At 36.5% G+C, this 15,823-nt stretch carries 16 protein-coding genes and 3 pseudogenes; 12 read left to right on the top strand and 7 right to left on the bottom strand.

All coding sequences use genetic code 11. The features are described 5' to 3' along the window. Positions 1-23: 23 nt before the first annotated feature. Positions 24-488, top strand: a complete 465-nt coding sequence (gene lspA, locus A5870_RS16945; RefSeq protein ID WP_034706604.1) for a signal peptidase II — start codon at positions 24-26, stop codon at positions 486-488. A 285-nt stretch (positions 489-773) separates the two neighbouring features. Here the strand turns inward: lspA and A5870_RS16940 are convergent, their stop codons facing one another. Together A5870_RS16940 and A5870_RS16935 are read right to left on the bottom strand one after the other, a co-directional pair. Next, positions 774-2,891 carry a heavy metal translocating P-type ATPase gene (locus A5870_RS16940; protein ID WP_029486037.1) on the bottom strand — a complete coding sequence of 706 codons (2,118 nt, stop codon included), beginning with the start codon at positions 2,889-2,891 and terminating at the stop codon, positions 774-776. Further along, positions 2,888-3,247 (bottom strand): ArsR/SmtB family transcription factor, encoded by a 360-nt coding sequence (locus A5870_RS16935; protein WP_029486036.1) that lies wholly within the window; start codon positions 3,245-3,247, stop codon positions 2,888-2,890. The genes A5870_RS16940 and A5870_RS16935 overlap by 4 nt, the downstream gene beginning before the upstream one ends. Positions 3,248-3,701: 454 nt before the next feature. Here A5870_RS16935 and A5870_RS16930 point away from each other — a divergent pair, with 454 nt between their 5' ends. Both A5870_RS16930 and A5870_RS17875 read left to right on the top strand, forming a co-directional pair. Further along, positions 3,702-4,325 (top strand): recombinase family protein, encoded by a 624-nt coding sequence (locus tag A5870_RS16930; protein ID WP_010749141.1) that lies wholly within the window; start codon positions 3,702-3,704, stop codon positions 4,323-4,325. Beyond that, positions 4,318-4,437: pseudogene (locus A5870_RS17875) on the top strand (cyclic GMP-AMP synthase DncV-like nucleotidyltransferase); the annotation flags it as partial. The gene A5870_RS16930 and the pseudogene A5870_RS17875, both read left to right, overlap by 8 nt. A gap of 110 nt (positions 4,438-4,547) precedes the next feature. On the opposite strand, the gene A5870_RS16925 reads toward A5870_RS17875, so the two are convergent. From A5870_RS16925 to A5870_RS16915, 3 genes are all read right to left on the bottom strand, one after another. Further along, a complete protein-coding gene (locus tag A5870_RS16925; protein ID WP_010749142.1) occupies positions 4,548-6,242 on the bottom strand; it encodes an oleate hydratase in 1,695 nt (564 codons plus the stop codon). A gap of 42 nt (positions 6,243-6,284) precedes the next feature. Next, entirely contained in the window at positions 6,285-6,413 is a 129-nt protein-coding gene (locus tag A5870_RS16920) for a hypothetical protein (protein WP_010749143.1), read from the bottom strand. A gap of 292 nt (positions 6,414-6,705) precedes the next feature. Then, positions 6,706-7,386: an IS6-like element IS1216 family transposase gene (locus tag A5870_RS16915; protein ID WP_002332296.1), complete on the bottom strand. Its 681-nt coding sequence runs from the start codon at positions 7,384-7,386 to the stop codon at positions 6,706-6,708. A gap of 263 nt (positions 7,387-7,649) precedes the next feature. On the opposite strand from A5870_RS16915, the gene A5870_RS16910 reads away from it, so the two are divergent. From A5870_RS16910 to A5870_RS17870, 5 genes and pseudogenes are all read left to right on the top strand, one after another. Then, on the top strand, positions 7,650-8,072 hold the full coding sequence (locus tag A5870_RS16910; RefSeq protein WP_002307506.1) for a cupin domain-containing protein: 423 nt from the start codon (positions 7,650-7,652) through the stop codon (positions 8,070-8,072). Positions 8,073-8,155: 83 nt separating this feature from the next. Continuing rightward, the gene (locus A5870_RS16905; RefSeq protein ID WP_002307505.1) at positions 8,156-8,809 is read left to right on the top strand and encodes an ABC transporter ATP-binding protein; all 654 of its coding nucleotides are present in this window, start codon (positions 8,156-8,158) and stop codon (positions 8,807-8,809) included. Continuing rightward, complete coding sequence (locus A5870_RS16900) at positions 8,806-9,570, top strand: ABC transporter permease (RefSeq protein ID WP_086293263.1); 765 nt, start codon at positions 8,806-8,808, stop codon at positions 9,568-9,570. The genes A5870_RS16905 and A5870_RS16900 overlap by 4 nt, the downstream gene beginning before the upstream one ends. A gap of 72 nt (positions 9,571-9,642) precedes the next feature. Beyond that, positions 9,643-10,519, top strand: a pseudogene (locus A5870_RS16895) (DNA topoisomerase); the annotation flags it as partial. Continuing rightward, positions 10,486-10,590 (top strand): annotated as a pseudogene (locus tag A5870_RS17870) (zeta toxin family protein); the annotation flags it as partial. The pseudogenes A5870_RS16895 and A5870_RS17870, both read left to right, overlap by 34 nt. An 88-nt stretch (positions 10,591-10,678) precedes the next feature. On the opposite strand, the gene A5870_RS16885 reads toward A5870_RS17870, so the two are convergent. Together A5870_RS16885 and A5870_RS16880 are read right to left on the bottom strand one after the other, a co-directional pair. Then, positions 10,679-11,659, bottom strand: coding sequence for an HAD family hydrolase (locus A5870_RS16885; RefSeq protein ID WP_086294032.1), 981 nt, complete (start codon positions 11,657-11,659; stop codon positions 10,679-10,681). Positions 11,660-11,663: 4 nt separating this feature from the next. Further along, the gene (locus A5870_RS16880; RefSeq protein ID WP_010740269.1) at positions 11,664-12,431 is read right to left on the bottom strand and encodes a DeoR/GlpR family DNA-binding transcription regulator; all 768 of its coding nucleotides are present in this window, start codon (positions 12,429-12,431) and stop codon (positions 11,664-11,666) included. Between the two features lie 487 nt (positions 12,432-12,918). On the opposite strand from A5870_RS16880, the gene lacA reads away from it, so the two are divergent. Genes lacA through lacD form a run of 4 tightly spaced genes read left to right on the top strand, consistent with a single transcriptional unit; the run spans position 12,919 to position 15,802 of the window. Beyond that, a complete protein-coding gene (lacA, locus tag A5870_RS16875) occupies positions 12,919-13,344 on the top strand; it encodes a galactose-6-phosphate isomerase subunit LacA (RefSeq protein WP_002290555.1) in 426 nt (141 codons plus the stop codon). A 16-nt stretch (positions 13,345-13,360) separates the two neighbouring features. Beyond that, a complete protein-coding gene (gene lacB, locus A5870_RS16870; protein WP_002345825.1) occupies positions 13,361-13,876 on the top strand; it encodes a galactose-6-phosphate isomerase subunit LacB in 516 nt (171 codons plus the stop codon). Positions 13,877-13,886: 10 nt separating this feature from the next. Then, positions 13,887-14,819, top strand: a complete 933-nt coding sequence (gene lacC, locus A5870_RS16865) for a tagatose-6-phosphate kinase (RefSeq protein WP_002290553.1) — start codon at positions 13,887-13,889, stop codon at positions 14,817-14,819. Positions 14,820-14,821: 2 nt separating this feature from the next. Next, complete coding sequence (lacD, locus tag A5870_RS16860; protein ID WP_002290551.1) at positions 14,822-15,802, top strand: tagatose-bisphosphate aldolase; 981 nt, start codon at positions 14,822-14,824, stop codon at positions 15,800-15,802. Positions 15,803-15,823 lie beyond the last annotated feature (21 nt).

Here is a 15,823-nt window from a genome sequence, read left to right as displayed (position 1 = left end):
ATATTTAGATGATGAGGGCTTTCATGTTATTTGTAAGTGTAATATCAATATTCGTTCTTCTAAGTGTAGATCAGATTGCTAAATTATTGACAGTTAATATTTTTGCATTATATGAAGAAAGAGTCATTATTCCCGATATTTTTTCACTGACCTATATTCAAAATAGTGGGGCAGCTTGGGGGATTTTGAGTAATAATACAAACTTATTGATTGTTATATCGGTGCCCATAATCGCTATGTTGGGTTGGCTAATGTTAAAAAGTAAAAAAAAGATTCTGACGAGTGGCCTGAATTTTATTATTGCAGGTGCATTGGGAAACTTAGTAGATCGAATAAGGATTGGCTATGTAGTTGACATGCTACGTCTTGATTTTCTAAATTTCCCTGTATTTAATATTGCAGATGTAATGTTGACGTTTGGTGTGCTTTTGGTGATCACTGATTATCTATCAGATAAAATATCAAATGTAGAGAATAAAAATCATTGATTTTAATGGTCTTATGCAAGACATTCTGAGAAAAGTGCTATTAAAAAGTATCTGCTTAAATATATTCCATAAATTTTACTGATGTGACACAATCAGATTCTGTCACATTCGTTAAAATCGCTCCATCCTTAGAGGCTCTAAGAGGAAATCACTTTTCTTTTAGGGCCTTGTCATTTTAATATTTAAATGGCGCATAGTTTGCTTCATAACTAGCGTTCAAAAAAACTAAAAATGTATCATAAAAAGAAGGCACGCTTATAAACATGCCTTCTTTTATTTGTTGTGTTATTTAACTTTCATCAATCGTAATCCGTTTAATGTTACTAAAAGCGTTGCTCCCATATCTGCTACAATAGCAATCCATAGTGTTAACCAACCTGGTATGACTAGTAGTAGAGCTAATAATTTTATCCCCAATGAGAACGTGATATTTTGCTTAATTACTTTTAGAGTTTGGCGACTAAGTCTAACAATGAATGGTAATTTTTGTAAATCGTCACCCATTAGAGCAACATCAGCCGTTTCGAGAGCCGTATCTGTTCCTGCACCTCCCATTGCAATACCTACCGTTGATGCAGCTAATGCTGGTGCATCATTAATGCCGTCGCCCACCATTGCTACTTTATTATAAGTTGTCCGCAATGCTTTAATCGAATCTAATTTTTCTTGAGGCATTAGATCTCCTTTTATCTCAGTCACACCTAATTGTCTACCAATAGATTCAGCTGTCTTAGTATTATCACCAGTAAGCATAATAGTGTGTTCAATTGACAATTTGTGGAGTTCAGAAATAACGTCAGCACTTGAATCTCTTACTTCATCCGCGACAGCAATTACACCTAAAATTTGTTCGTCAGTACCGAAATACATGGCGGTTTTCCCTTGTTCTTGAAATTGTCTGTATTGTACTTTGACCGCTGTTTCTTCGATTACTGATGCAGAAAACAGTTTAGGACTTCCAATATAGTAACGTATGTTTTGATATATCCCCGTAAGCCCTTTACCTGTGATAGATTGGAAATCCTCGATTTGTATTGACTTGTAATCAACATTAGTCTTATCTGCTTCATTTAAAATAGCAGAAGCTAATGGGTGTTGAGAAAGAGATTCCAGCGATGAAATAATCGATAGATAATTTATACCAGTGTCAGAACTGGTTGTAATGAAATCTGTTACGACAGGCTTTCCTTTTGTTAAAGTTCCAGTCTTATCGAAAGCAATTGCTCTCAAATGACCAATTTCTTCCAGGTAGACTCCGCCTTTTACTAAAACACCATTTTTTGCTGCATTGCCAATAGCCGAAACAATTGAAACAGGTGTTGAGATCACCAATGAACAAGGACATCCGACTACTAAAATGGATAACCCTTGGTAAAGCCATTTATTCCAATCGCCACCAAAGAATAGCGGAGGAACAACAACTATCATAAGAGCCATAATAATTATGAATGGCGTATAGTATTTTGCAAATTTATCTACAAAAGCTTGAGCAGGTGCACGTTCTCCTTGCGCTTCTTCAACTAAGTGAATGATTTTGGCAATCGTTGTATCCGTTACTTTTTTTGTTACTCTGACTTCAAGAACACCTTCTTCATTTAGTGTGCCTGCAAACACTTCATCATCTAACTGTTTTTCAACAGGAACCGATTCTCCTGTTATTGCTGCTTGGTTTACTGAGGAATGACCGTTGATAACAAGTCCATCCATGGCTATTTTTTGTCCGGGTTTAATGATCATAATATCGTCGATATCGATTTTATCGACACTGATTAATTGCTCTACATTGTTTCTCCTGATAAGAGCTTCTTTTGGAGCTATATCCATAAGAGAACGAATCGACTGTCTTGCTTTATCCATTGAAAATCGTTCCAAAGCTTCGCTAATAGCAAATAGTATTACTACAATAGAACCTTCGGCCCATTCTCCAATAAATGCGGCTCCAATAATTGCAATAGTCATTAAGGATTCCATAGAGAAGTCCAATTTGATCAAATCAGAGAATCCTTCTTTAAATAAATCATATCCACCAATTATTATTGCCAATATATAAAGAGCTTTCGTTAATAGATGATCTTCGCCCAATGAGAGTTGGGAAATCACAGCAACAAGTATAAAACCAAGAGAGATGATTAAAGCGATATTCCGTTTAATAAAAGACTCTTTTGATCTGACTTGTTCAGGATTTTCTTGATCATTACGAATGATAAGATTTTCAAAGGCTCCCGCTTCTTCGAGTTCTTCAATAGTTGTTTGGCCTTCTACTGAAATCTTACTTGCACCAAAGTTTACTGTTGCATTCGTAACCCCTGGTAACTGTTTCACATTTTTTTCAAATTTACCTGCACAATTTGCACAGCTTAACCCTTCTATTCGATAGGTTTTTTCGGTCATTTTCTCACTCATGCTAGCACCTCTTCTTTAAAATTTACGCCAAGCTCCATAAGATTTAAGATTTTGATATTTTTAATAAAATAGTAGACTAACTTACCATCCTTGTGACTATCAACTACTCCCAATTTTTTTAAGGAGTTCAGGTGGTGTGAAGTTGTTGCAACTGAAGCATCAATGATATTTGCAATATCACAAACACATAGCTCATCTTCATGAACCAAGGCGTGTACAATTTTTAGTCTATTTTCATCTGACAATATTTTAAAGAAACCAGTTACTGACCGAGTGTCAAAGTCGGTTAGTTTAGCTTTAGCACGATTAACCCTATCTTCATGAATACAATTAATTTCACAAATTTCATTAGTCATACGATCATTCCTTTACATTCAAATATTCGTTTGAATGTATTGTACCAGAGCATTTATCTATATTCAAGTGATTGTTTGAATGTTCATGAAATAACGATTTGCTGGACGCTCTTTTTAGATACCATACTTAATAAGTATTGCTTTATTTATGTGTTCATGAACTCGTAACTAAATCATTGTTCAATTAAAATTTAGATTTATGAGTATTAGGACAAATATTGTATGGGGTCAGAAACTTAAAAGTTTTTGATCCTTTTTTGATTTCTCATTTCATAGCTCTTTCAGCAGCTCAATTTATTAGGTCAGAAAGTATTTCATTAAGAGGTCAACAGAGTATACCCTGTTGGTCTTTTTTTGTATTCATGATATACTTGGTTTTCTAAGAGGTCAACAGAGTTGGGCAACAGGATTTTTAAAATGATCCAAATTTTGAATTTTCAAAGGAGTTTTTTCTATGGCCAAAATTGGATATGCACGAGTAAGTAGTACAGATCAAAATTTAGATCGACAATTAGAGCTTTTATCTGACTGTGATAAAATTTTTACTGACAAGTTGAGTGGAAAGGATACAAATCGAGAAGCATTTCAAGAAATGATGAATTTTATTCGTGAAGACGATATTGTGGTAGTCACCGAACTTAAACGTCTTGGTCGTAATAATAAAGAATTAACGGAAACAATGAATTTAATTCAATTGAAGAAAGCCACGCTTGAAGTATTAAATTTACCAGCGTTAACAGGTATTACTGATGATAACCTACGCCGATTACTTAATAACTTGATTATTGAATTATATAAGTACCAGGCTGAAGATGAACGTAAATATATACTTGAAACACAGAAGCAAGGTATTGCGCTTGCTAAAGCAAAAGGTAAGTATAAGGGTGGAAAGCCAAAGTATCGAGAAGATGATAAGCGTCTGCAATTAGCATTTAAATTATTTTTGGAAGGATCTACAGACAAAGAAGTTGAAGAACAGACAGGTATAAATCGAAGAACATTTAGAAGGTACAGAATGAAGTATGGTGTTACTAATGAAAGTAGGAAGAAAATAAAGAAGGGTGATAGTGATGTATGATTGCTCCAAAGAATTAGAAAAATTCTATAGAAAAAAAGTTGTACTTTCAGCAAAAGAACAAAATGAATTGAGAGAAAAACGTAAACTTAATATTAAAAGATTAAAAGAGGGTGCAAGAATTGTTTCTAGTCGATGGTAGGGAGTTGTGCAAAGTTAAAAGTGAATATCGTATAAAAACACCCTACAAAAACTTCATTAAAAAGTTTTTGTAGGGCATTTTTATTAGGCAAACATTTTTTTCGCGGCACGAGCCAATGTCTTCAAATCTTTATCGTAACGAGGGGTTGGTACTAAGCGAGACATTGGAATACCTGCGAAGTGAAAGGCCGCAATTTCTCCAGAACGGACGGCGCTTTGTTCAGTGAAAATCATTTGATAAGGCTGTTCAACAAATTCACCGGTAAAGGCAAGGTTTGTAGAATGTTGAGGAATTACTTTTGGCCGATCAGTTTTGGCACGATTGTTGAATAATGCTGAAGCATAGGGCATGTAGACCGGAATATTATTGATTACACTAGCCATGATTTCTGCTTCTTTATCGCGGATATTGCCCGGACCAGGATCGACTTTAGAAAGTTGCCCAATCAGTTCTTGCAGCATTTCCTTTCCATTCATCTTAATGTATTGTTTGTCCACAAATTCACCACGACGGCGAGGATACAAGAAGTAACCCCAGATGACTGTTTCATTTGGTTTTTGGGTCGTGAAGTGGGGTTGATGATGGACGACAATCGACATATTGACATCCTTTTGGCCTAACGGCGTAATTGGCGAAGTCGACACAAAGGAGTTCAGTGCATTGCCAGGAATTTGGGTCGTGATTCGTGTGATTTCATTCAAAAGAATATGGTCACGCGTCGTTAAGGTAAAGCTGACCCATTCGCTGGCATTTCGATCAGCAAAAAATTTGTCGGGATTTCCTACATTATAGAAACGTTCGCTGGCTTTTTTCCATAAACTGGATGCTGCCCCGTAGTCCATATTTTCAGGAGCCGGTGTTTCAAAATCGCCTAAAGTAGCAGAATCTGTAATTGAGCCATTTGTAAAGATGACTGCAGTATCATCGTCTACCGGAACAAATTCTTCTTCATTCGTTTCAGTATTAGTCATTTTTAACCCGGTTACAGTGATTTCATCTTGCATTGTTGTTTCTTTGAATTCCCAATCAGTGACTAGCCGATTGAGTACAATGTGACAGCCTTGATCTTTCAAATAATTGACTAATGGAAGCATGATACTTTCATATTGATTGTAACGCGTACGATTGACACCGACTAAATGTTCAATTTGAGTAAATTCATAAATCATTTGATGCATATAGCGACGTAATTCTTGAGCAGAACTTTGCAAACGGAAAGCAAAAGTGGTCTCCCACATGAACCAGAAGTTTGTTTCAAAGAAGTGAGGATCGTCTTTGAAGTATTCGGAAATAGAGACATTATCCAGTTTTTCTTCCTCCGAATCCGGCATAGCAATCAGCTTAGTTAAAAGAACACGGTCTTTATTGTTCAATCCCAAGTGACCGCCATCAATGATTCCTTTTCCGCCCTCCAATAACCGTGCTTTATCAAATGTGCGGTGTTTTGCATCAAAGTCGCGGGTATCTTCTGCGGCAGTCATATGAGGCTCGGTAGCAGAAGGGATTCGATCTAAAAGATCCATTAAATCAACATACGTCCGATAATTCAGCATCCGTCCGCCACGGGCTACATAGCCCTTTTGGTTTTCAAGGGGATGATTTTTATTCCAATATTCATCTGTGACTGTTTCTGTTGGGGCACCGTCATTTGAACCATGATCATCTAAAGAATAAAAGGTGATTTGTTCGCCATTCCATCTGCCTTCTTGAATCAAGTAGACAGCAGCTGCCATGTTTGCTAAACCGGCACCAATCATTATAACTTTACTTTTTTTCATCACTAATTCCTCCATCATTGTTACTTATTCCCTTTTTAGAAACTAGATAGACTCATATTCATCGTATAAGTGACTATCATCTTCGAAAAAGCCTGTCTTTTTAGCAAGATAAGCTGCACCTAATGCAAGGACACCTACTGTTAAACCAATGCTAAACAATTTCTTTTTCATGATGAATTGCTCCTTTCCAATTTTTAAGGATATCTCTTTTTCGTACGCTTGATTTATTTCCCCCTTCTTTCTATAACCAAGCATAGACCTGCTTAAAAATGAATGCAAAAGATAAGGGTAGGACAGTGATTGCTTTTTAGACAGTCGGTAAGCTTTGTCTAAAAAGCAGTTTAAGCAAATCTGATGAGAAAGAAGGTAATTTTTTGTTAAGTGCACCACAGTTAAGCATAAGAAAAGGGGTTCTGTTGCAAAGTTTTAAATAAAGAATAAAATCCCTTACGGTATCTATGATTTAAGCTGGGATTCCCAATAATATCTTGATTTCAGTACAGACCGAAAACCCGAAGAGAGTGCCTTCTTTTCGGGTTTTCTTATATAATCCTCGAATGGCTTCCATGCCTTTAATCGTGGTAGAGGCAGTGCGTAAACTTCGATAGAATTTATTGCGTCTCTTTACTGGACGATGGTCTTGTTCAATCAAATTATTCAGGTATTTAATGGTACGATGTTCTGTCCCTTGATAAAAGCCGTATTCTTTTAGTTTCTTAAAGGCACTTGTAATAGAGGGGGCTTTATCTGTGACTACAACCTTCGGTTCATCAAACTGCTTCACTAACCGCTTAAGAAAAGCATAGGCTGCTTGTGTGTCCCGTTTTTTACGTAACCAAATATCCAAGGTTAAACCATCTGCATCGATGGCTCGATACAAATAATGCCATTTTCCTTTAATTTTGATGTACGTTTCATCCATTTTCCATGAATAAAAGGATTTTTTATTTTTCTTTTTCCAAATTTGATAGAGTAGTTTGCCATATTCTTGCACCCAACGATAAATCGTCGTATGAGAAACGTTAATGCCACGATCATATAAGATTTCTCGAACTTCACGATAGCTAAGGTTATAACGAAGATAGTAGCCCACGGCTACAATAATCACATCCTGCTGAAATTGCTTTCCTTTAAAATGATTCATCGTCATTCCTCCTGCTATCTTTTTCTATTATTCTACCTTATTTGATAGTAGATTTAAAACTTTGCAACAGAACCTTTTCCTTTATGTGCTGAGGATTAAGGGGTACCAATTGTAATTGCGGGTTATATGGTCTTTGTTTAGAATCGCTCTCCAAAAAGCCAATTTTTTTGCATAGAATTTTAGATGTGGTACCATTAATTAGAATTATTATAAATAAGAAGTAGGTATCATTGTTTCAGTACAAAGACTAGGAGGAATGGAAGATGGAAATAGACTACAAGGATCATGGGAAGAAGCCGTATATCATTAATATTGAAGACGCCACCACAGGAAATGATAATTACCGGACGACCATTTGGACAGGCAGTAAACTGCAAGTCACCGTAATGTCCATTCAACCGGGCGATGACATCGGTTTGGAAGTGCACGAAGGCATTGACCAATTTATCCGTATTGAAGAAGGAGAAGGCGTGTGTAAAATGGGGCCTTCTAAAGATAACTTACATGTTCAACAAAAAGTGATGGATGATGACGCCGTATTTGTTCCGGCGGACATGTGGCACAACATCGAAAACACCGGTGATAAGCCGCTCAGACTGTATACCATTTATGCTGGTCCAGATCACCTTGAAGGAACGGTTCACCCTACTCATGAAGACGCCAAAAACGATCCAAACGAACACTGAGGTACACTAGGATGAAACAAAAGCCCTGCACCCGTATGGATGGTCCACTGGTGCAGGGCTTTTTTATAAAGGAGAGATGTGGTATGAGTGATTCATTGTTTCAATTAGAGAAGGTTGGTTTTCAGGCAAACGGAAACCAAATCCTTCAAGATATCTCTTTTACAGTAAACAAAGGGGAAGTGATTGTTTTTTCTGGTCCTTCTGGAAGTGGAAAAAGTACCCTTTTGAAATTAATTGGTACGCTGCTTTCCCCAACTTCCGGAAAAATTTATTATCGAGGTACGGATCTGCAAAAAATCGATCCTGTGGAGTATAGAAAAGAAGTCTCTTATTTCTTTCAAAACGCTTCTCTATTCGATGAGACAGTTCAAGAGAACTTGTCTTTTCCTGCCCGCATAAGAGAAGAAGGATTTGATCGGGAACGTGCAAAAAAATTGTTAGAACGAGTTCAAATACCTGAAACTTACTTATCGAAAGAGGTCAAGGAACTATCAGGAGGGGAAAAACAACGGGTTGCATTGGTCCGAAATTTGATGTATCAACCGAAAGTGTTGCTCCTGGATGAAGTTACCAGTTCATTGGACCAAGAAAACAGAGCGATTGTCCTTGATTTAGTCCGAGACATGATGAAAGACCAACAAACTACGGTGTTGGCCGTCACTCACAACCAGGAAGAAATCGACCAAGCTTCTCGTCTGATTACTATCAAAGGTGGAAAAATGGAGGAATCGAAATGACAAACAATTTGGAAATCAGTAATCTTTCTTTGCTTTTATCCTCTGTCCTCTTGATAGTTGCCTTGTTGATTGATTACAAAGAGAAATTGGGATTAGGAAACGACATTTTTATTGCGGGATTTCGCGCTGTCGTTCAATTATTCCTTATTGGATATGTATTGAGCTACGTATTACGAGTGGATAACAACTTTCTCACTTTAGCGATGGTTTTGTTCATTGTGTTCAACGCTTCTTATAACGCCCATACACGCAGTGAGGGGATCAACCGCTCTTTTAAAATTTCAACGACGGCTATTGGAGTAGGAACAGCCTTGTCCTTACTCATTCTTGTTTTTTCAGGAGTCATTGACTGGTCCCCTTCCCAAATCGTTCCAATTACAGGCATGATTGCCAGCAACGCCATGACTGCGATTGGAGTGACCTATCGGTCTTTGAATTCAAAATTTACGGACCAACGCCAACAGGTATTGGAAAAATTGGCATTGGGAGCCAATAAAAAACAAGCGTCCATGAGTATTGTAAGAGAAAGCGTCAAAACGGGCATGGCTCCTTCTATTGACCGAACAAAAACGGTTGGACTTGTCAGCCTACCAGGTATGATGTCAGGGTTGATTTTTGCGGGAATTGATCCTGTTCAAGCGATTCGTTACCAAATTGTTGTGATGTTTATGTTGATTTCAGTTACTGCGATTTCTTCATTTATTGCTAGTTATATGGCTTACCGTGAGTTTTATAACAATCGCAGTCAATTAATTATATGATTTGGGATGATACACTACTCTTAAAACCAGTGGTTACAATTTTATGTAGTTAAAGAAGCGCAAACACGCCAAATTGCCGATTGGTTGATCGGCATGAACGCAAGCCCTTTGTATACGTTAAATTTACAACAGAAGGGCGTACAAGGTACATTTTCACTAGGACGTGTTCAAACGCCCACCTTATACCTTATTTTTCAGCGCCAGGAAGCCATAGAGAATTTTAAAAAAGAACCTTTTTTCGAGGTGGAAGCTAGTATAAAAGTAAACCAAGGGTCATTTAAGGGCGTTCTAAGCCCCACACAGCGTTTTAAAACCCAAGAGGAGCTTTTTAGCTTTTGTTTCTTCTAAACAAGCTAAAATAGGCAATCAAGAGGGGATAATTGCTGATATTCAAACCAAAGAGAAGAAAACGAATAGTCCGAGTTTGTTTTCTTTAAGTAGTTTGCAATCAAAAGTCAATCAGCTTTATAAAGCGACAGCGAGCCAAACTTTAAAAGCTATGCAGGGACTGTATGAAGCCAAATTATTGAGTTATCCAAGAACAGATACACCATTTATTACAGAGAAAGAATTTGCTTATTTAAAAGCGAATTTTGGCAAATATAGCGGTTTTTTAGGACTTGATCTTGAAATGGTTCAAACAGAGCCTAGAAAGCGTTATGTGGACGGTAGTAAGGTACAGGAACACCACGCCATTATCCCAACAAAACAAGTACCTACCGAATCTACATTAGCGAAAATGGACGATTTACAACGAAAAATTTATGCTTTAGTCGTTAAAACGACCGTTGCCATGTTTTTACCTGATTACTTGTATGAAGAAACCAAGATACAAACGAAAGTAGCTGATTTGCTGTTTCAATCGATCGGAAAGACACCAAAACAAGAAGGTTGGAAAATTCTTTTCAAACAACAAACCAAAGAAGAAAAAGAGGACGTTCAAATTTTGACGAATTAGTGAAACTCTATGAAAAAGACGTAGTAAAACATGCAACATCCTATTCTAATCAGCTGGTAAAGCTTAATTAGGTTATATAAGCTTGAAAATAAAGGGTTTGTCCAATATGGACAAGCCTTTTTCTTATGTTTTGCCACAGATTTGCCACACTTATTGTGTAAGAGTATCAAGGATAGGTATAATTTGATCCTTTGTTTTTTTAGTGATGTGCAAATAAATTTCTGTTACACGACTACCTCTAGAATGCCCTACACGGTCTTGAATTGCTTCTAGGGGTATTCCTTGCTCTGCTAAGAAACTAATATGCGTATGACGGAATATATGGGCCGTAATATGTTTATTAAAACTAAGTTTATTATCAATATCAATTCCTGCTCGTTTTGGATTACCTTTTCGATTTAATTTTCCATTTTCAGGTGAGTTGAGGAAATTGTTAAGGACACTATAATGAAGAGGTGTTCCATTATAGTCGGGTTTATGACGACTTTTGGAAGTAAAAATCCATCCATTATCTTTATAATCAGGATTGAATCTTATATGTTGGTGATTTAACTCAATTTCCTCTTTAAGAATTTCTATAGCCCTTTTAGATAATTGGACATTTCGGTAACTTTGTAAGTTTTTTATATTACCTTCATAGCTATTTTCTGCAGCTCCTCCGTGAGTGGACTGACTAATGATGATATTTTGCTTTTCAAAATATTGATAGGCACCAATATTTTGGAGTTTTCGACTCTGTAAGTCAACAGGGCCATTAGTTAGAATACCTATTGGGATGTGGTTTTTATGTAGAGCCAGCAGTAGTTGATGTATCTCAGGAATCATCGTAATCTGATCGAGTTCATATTCATAGTCAGCTTGGAAGTCTAGAGTTTCTGTCCTAGAAATACTATCGATGCCAAATTCTTCCATAGTCTTCTGACAGCGAAAATTTCTAAGCTGCTCAATACTGATGAGTTTTTTCGTGTATTTAGGAAAAGCAACATCAGACCAATATCTGAAACGTTTGCAAATGTTATCTATTTGTTGGATATCAATCGTTGGAAAACATTTCTCAACGCTACGTTTAAAGGGGAGTTGATGGTCATAAAGAGTGTCATCAAGGTCAAAAACAATATTTTTATAAGTCATAATTCTAGTCCGCTTTTAAAATAGTAGTGTACTGGCTAAATTCCTCTAAGTGTTGAGGGCTAATCTGGTTATCTGTAATGATGGTATCGAGTTGATCTAGATTATAGAAGTTAAAGAAATCGTATCGATCGAATTTAGTACTGTCTACTAATAAGAATTTTTCTACAGCATTGTTTAGGGCAAGTTGTTGAATCACACCTTCCTTGTCACTATATGTAGCAATAGAATTATGGGTAACAGCATTTGCACTAACAAAAGCTTTGGCAAATCTCATTGCTTTTAAATTTGTCGAAGCCATTGAACCTACAAAAGCTCCAGTTATTTCTCTATATTCACCGCCAAGAAGCAATAAATCAATGGTTTCGCTATCATTTAGAAACAAGAACACAGGGAGACTATTTGTAATGACACGAATTTTATAACCTTTACGACCTTTCAATTCTAATGCCAGTTGTTCAAGTGTAGTTCCGGGTCCAATAAAAATAGTATCGCCATCTTTGATTAAAGAGCAGGCTTTTTTAGCAATGTCAATTTTTTCTTTTGTATTTAGACTTTTCTTCTCGATATGTGTCTTTTCAAGTGGCTTTTTAGAGGAAAGCAATTGTGCACCACCATGAGTACGTGTTAAAAGTCCATCAGCTTCTAGAGCATCAAGGTCTCTACGGGCTGTCATATCGGAAATATCTAGTTCATCTATTATTTCTTTTATGGTTATGGTCCCATCAATCTTTAACATATCTAAAATTTTTTCTAATCGTCGTTTTTTGTTCATATGAAAACTCTTCTTTCATAAAGTAATTTTTTTCCAAAGATAATTCTCTTTTAATTGTATCATAAAAGACAATATTTTCAAGGTAAAACAAACAATTTCAAACAAAAACAAATGTTAGATGATGAAATAAGAACAGAGGATTGACGTATATTAGCTTAGGTCAGATTTTGTATAAGACGAAAATAAAGTAGGACCTCTTAATCAGTAAGTTATAGAAAGTAAAAGACTTTTGTAATACTTGAATAGATATTTCACGTCCATTTTGTGATGGATTAAATGAACAAAAATGAACAATAATTTAACGGTGTTATCTATTTTTTAAAAAAACAAATAAAAAAAACAAAAAATAAACAAAAAGCGTTGCTTTTTGTTTGAATGTTTGATATTATATAAACAAAGAAATGATGAAAACGTTTTTTCGAACATTTTGCAAAATGTTTTCTACTTCTACGTAGCATTTCTTTCTAAAATTTAGGAGGTGGTCAAAATGGCTATTGTTGTTGGTGCAGATCTCAAAGGTACGAGATTAAAAGATGTTGTGAAAAATTTTCTTGTAGAAGAAGGTTTTGAGGTAATTGATGTGACTAAGGACGGACAAGATTTTGTTGATGTTACCTTGGCAGTTGCCTCTGAAGTAAATAAAGATGAGCAAAACTTAGGTATTGTAATTGATGCTTATGGAGCTGGTCCATTCATGGTAGCAACTAAAATTAAAGGTATGGTTGCAGCAGAAGTTTCAGATGAACGCTCAGCTTATATGACACGTGGACATAACAATTCACGAATGATTACGGTTGGCGCTGAAATCGTCGGTGATGAGCTTGCTAAAAACATCGCTAAAGGTTTCGTCAATGGTAAATATGATGGTGGACGTCATCAAATCCGAGTAGATATGCTTAACAAGATGTGTTAAGAAAAGGAGTTAAGGAATGAGAATCGCAATTGGATGTGACCACATTGTCACAGATGAAAAAATGGCAGTATCAGAATTCTTGAAATCAAAAGGACATGAGGTCCTTGATTTCGGGACATATGACCACGCACGTACTCACTACCCTATCTATGGTAAAAAAGTCGGTGAAGCAGTAGTAAGTGGTCAAGCAGACTTGGGAGTATGTATCTGTGGTACAGGTGTCGGCATTAACAATGCAGTCAATAAAGTTCCAGGTGTTCGCTCAGCGTTGGTTCGTGATATGACATCAGCTATATATGCAAAAGAAGAGTTAAATGCGAATGTTATCGGTTTCGGTGGAATGATTACTGGTGGTCTTCTTATGAATGACATCATTGAAGCTTTCATTGAAGCTGAGTACAAACCAACAGAAGAAAATAAAAAATTGATTGCAAAAATCGAACACGTTGAAACACATAATGCACATCAAGCAGATGAAGATTTCTTTACAGAATTCCTTGAAAGATGGGACCGTGGTGACTACCACGATTAAGGTATAACAAATGATTCTGACAGTCACACTAAATCCTTCAGTAGACATCTCTTATCCTCTAGAAACATTGAAAATTGATACAGTGAATAGGGTAAAAGATGTTAGTAAGACAGCTGGTGGAAAAGGCTTAAATGTTACTAGAGTCTTGTATGAATCTGGTGATAAAGTTACTGCTACAGGTTTCTTAGGTGGTAAAATTGGTGAATTTATTGAAAGCGAATTAGAACAATCTCCTGTTAGTCCAGCTTTTTATAAAATCTCAGGAAACACTAGAAACTGTATTGCTATCTTACACGAGGGTAACCAAACAGAAATTTTGGAACAAGGACCAACAATTTCTCATGAAGAAGCAGAAGGCTTTCTTGACCACTATAGCAATCTTATTAAACAATCAGAAGTTGTTACAATTTCAGGAAGTTTACCTTCAGGACTTCCCAACGATTATTATGAAAAACTTATCCAACTTGCTTCGGATGAAGGAGTAGCAGTCGTTTTGGATTGTTCAGGTGCACCTCTTGAAACAGTTCTAAAATCGTCGGCTAAACCTACTGCCATCAAACCTAATAATGAGGAACTTTCACAGTTGCTTGGAAAAGAAGTAACAAAAGATATTGAAGAACTCAAAGACGTTCTTAAAGAGTCACTTTTTAGTGGTATCGAATGGATAGTGGTCTCATTAGGTCGAAACGGTGCCTTTGCAAAACATGGTGATGTTTTCTATAAGGTAGATATTCCTGATATCCCAGTTGTTAATCCAGTCGGATCAGGGGACTCAACGGTAGCTGGTATTGCATCAGCTTTAAATAGTAAAAAAAGTGACGCTGACTTATTAAAACATGCGATGACATTGGGTATGTTAAATGCTCAAGAAACAATGACAGGGCATGTGAATATGACTAATTACGAAACACTAAACTCACAAATTGGAGTAAAAGAGGTATAAAAATGGTACTTACAGAACAGAAACGCAAATCTTTGGAAAAAATTTCAGATAAAAACGGTGTTATCTCAGCTTTGGCATTTGACCAACGTGGTGCTTTGAAACGTTTGATGGCACAGTATCAAGATACAGAACCAACTGTAGCTCAAATGGAAGAACTAAAGGTTTTGGTTGCTGATGAACTTACAAAATACGCTTCTTCAATGTTGCTTGACCCTGAATATGGACTTCCAGCAACAAAAGCATTGGATAAAGAAGCAGGTCTTCTTCTTGCCTATGAAAAAACAGGTTATGATACATCAAGTACAAAACGTTTGCCTGACTGCTTGGATGTTTGGTCTGCAAAACGTATCAAAGAGCAAGGCGCTGATGCCGTTAAGTTCTTGCTTTACTATGATGTAGACAGCTCAGATGAACTTAACCAACAAAAACAAGCTTATATTGAACGTGTTGGTTCTGAATGTGTCGCTGAAGATATTCCTTTCTTCTTGGAAATCCTTGCTTATGATGAAGAAATCTCAGATGCAGGTTCTGTTGAATATGCAAAAGTGAAACCTCGCAAAGTCATTGAAGCGATGAAAGTTTTCTCTGATCCACGCTTTAACATTGATGTTCTTAAAGTAGAAGTACCAGTTAACGTTAAATATGTCGAAGGTTTTGCTGATGGTGAAGTGGTTTACAGTAAAGCTGAAGCTGCTGACTTCTTTAAAGCACAAGAAGAAGCGACTAACCTTCCATACATCTACCTAAGTGCAGGTGTATCTGCTAAATTGTTCCAAGAAACATTGCAATTTGCTCACGACTCAGGTGCCAAGTTTAATGGTGTGCTTTGTGGACGTGCTACTTGGGCAGGATCTGTAGAACCTTACATCAAAGAAGGTGAAAAAGCAGCACGTGAATGGTTGCGTACTACTGGATTCGAAAATATTGATGAACTTAACAAAGTTCTTGTTAAAACAGCTAGTCCATGGACTGATAAAGTATAGTAAAAACATAAAACGGAGGAT

The organism is Enterococcus sp. 2G9_DIV0600, assembly GCF_002140615.1.
In the GTDB taxonomy this organism is placed as follows: domain Bacteria; phylum Bacillota; class Bacilli; order Lactobacillales; family Enterococcaceae; genus Enterococcus_D; species Enterococcus_D innesii.
This window is presented reverse-complemented; position numbering and strand designations above follow the sequence as displayed.

Coding starts and splice junctions, on each gene's coding strand:
- lspA (WP_034706604.1), top strand. CDS start 24: ATGTTATTTGTAAGTGTAATATCAATATTCGTTCTTCTAAGTGTAGAT.
- A5870_RS16940 (WP_029486037.1), bottom strand. CDS start 2,891: ATGAGTGAGAAAATGACCGAAAAAACCTATCGAATAGAAGGGTTAAGC.
- A5870_RS16935 (WP_029486036.1), bottom strand. CDS start 3,247: ATGACTAATGAAATTTGTGAAATTAATTGTATTCATGAAGATAGGGTT.
- A5870_RS16930 (WP_010749141.1), top strand. CDS start 3,702: ATGGCCAAAATTGGATATGCACGAGTAAGTAGTACAGATCAAAATTTA.
- A5870_RS16925 (WP_010749142.1), bottom strand. CDS start 6,242: ATGAAAAAAAGTAAAGTTATAATGATTGGTGCCGGTTTAGCAAACATG.
- A5870_RS16920 (WP_010749143.1), bottom strand. CDS start 6,413: ATGAAAAAGAAATTGTTTAGCATTGGTTTAACAGTAGGTGTCCTTGCA.
- A5870_RS16915 (WP_002332296.1), bottom strand. CDS start 7,386: ATGAATCATTTTAAAGGAAAGCAATTTCAGCAGGATGTGATTATTGTA.
- A5870_RS16910 (WP_002307506.1), top strand. CDS start 7,650: ATGGAAATAGACTACAAGGATCATGGGAAGAAGCCGTATATCATTAAT.
- A5870_RS16905 (WP_002307505.1), top strand. CDS start 8,156: ATGAGTGATTCATTGTTTCAATTAGAGAAGGTTGGTTTTCAGGCAAAC.
- A5870_RS16900 (WP_086293263.1), top strand. CDS start 8,806: ATGACAAACAATTTGGAAATCAGTAATCTTTCTTTGCTTTTATCCTCT.
- A5870_RS16885 (WP_086294032.1), bottom strand. CDS start 11,659: ATGACTTATAAAAATATTGTTTTTGACCTTGATGACACTCTTTATGAC.
- A5870_RS16880 (WP_010740269.1), bottom strand. CDS start 12,431: ATGAACAAAAAACGACGATTAGAAAAAATTTTAGATATGTTAAAGATT.
- lacA (WP_002290555.1), top strand. CDS start 12,919: ATGGCTATTGTTGTTGGTGCAGATCTCAAAGGTACGAGATTAAAAGAT.
- lacB (WP_002345825.1), top strand. CDS start 13,361: ATGAGAATCGCAATTGGATGTGACCACATTGTCACAGATGAAAAAATG.
- lacC (WP_002290553.1), top strand. CDS start 13,887: ATGATTCTGACAGTCACACTAAATCCTTCAGTAGACATCTCTTATCCT.
- lacD (WP_002290551.1), top strand. CDS start 14,822: ATGGTACTTACAGAACAGAAACGCAAATCTTTGGAAAAAATTTCAGAT.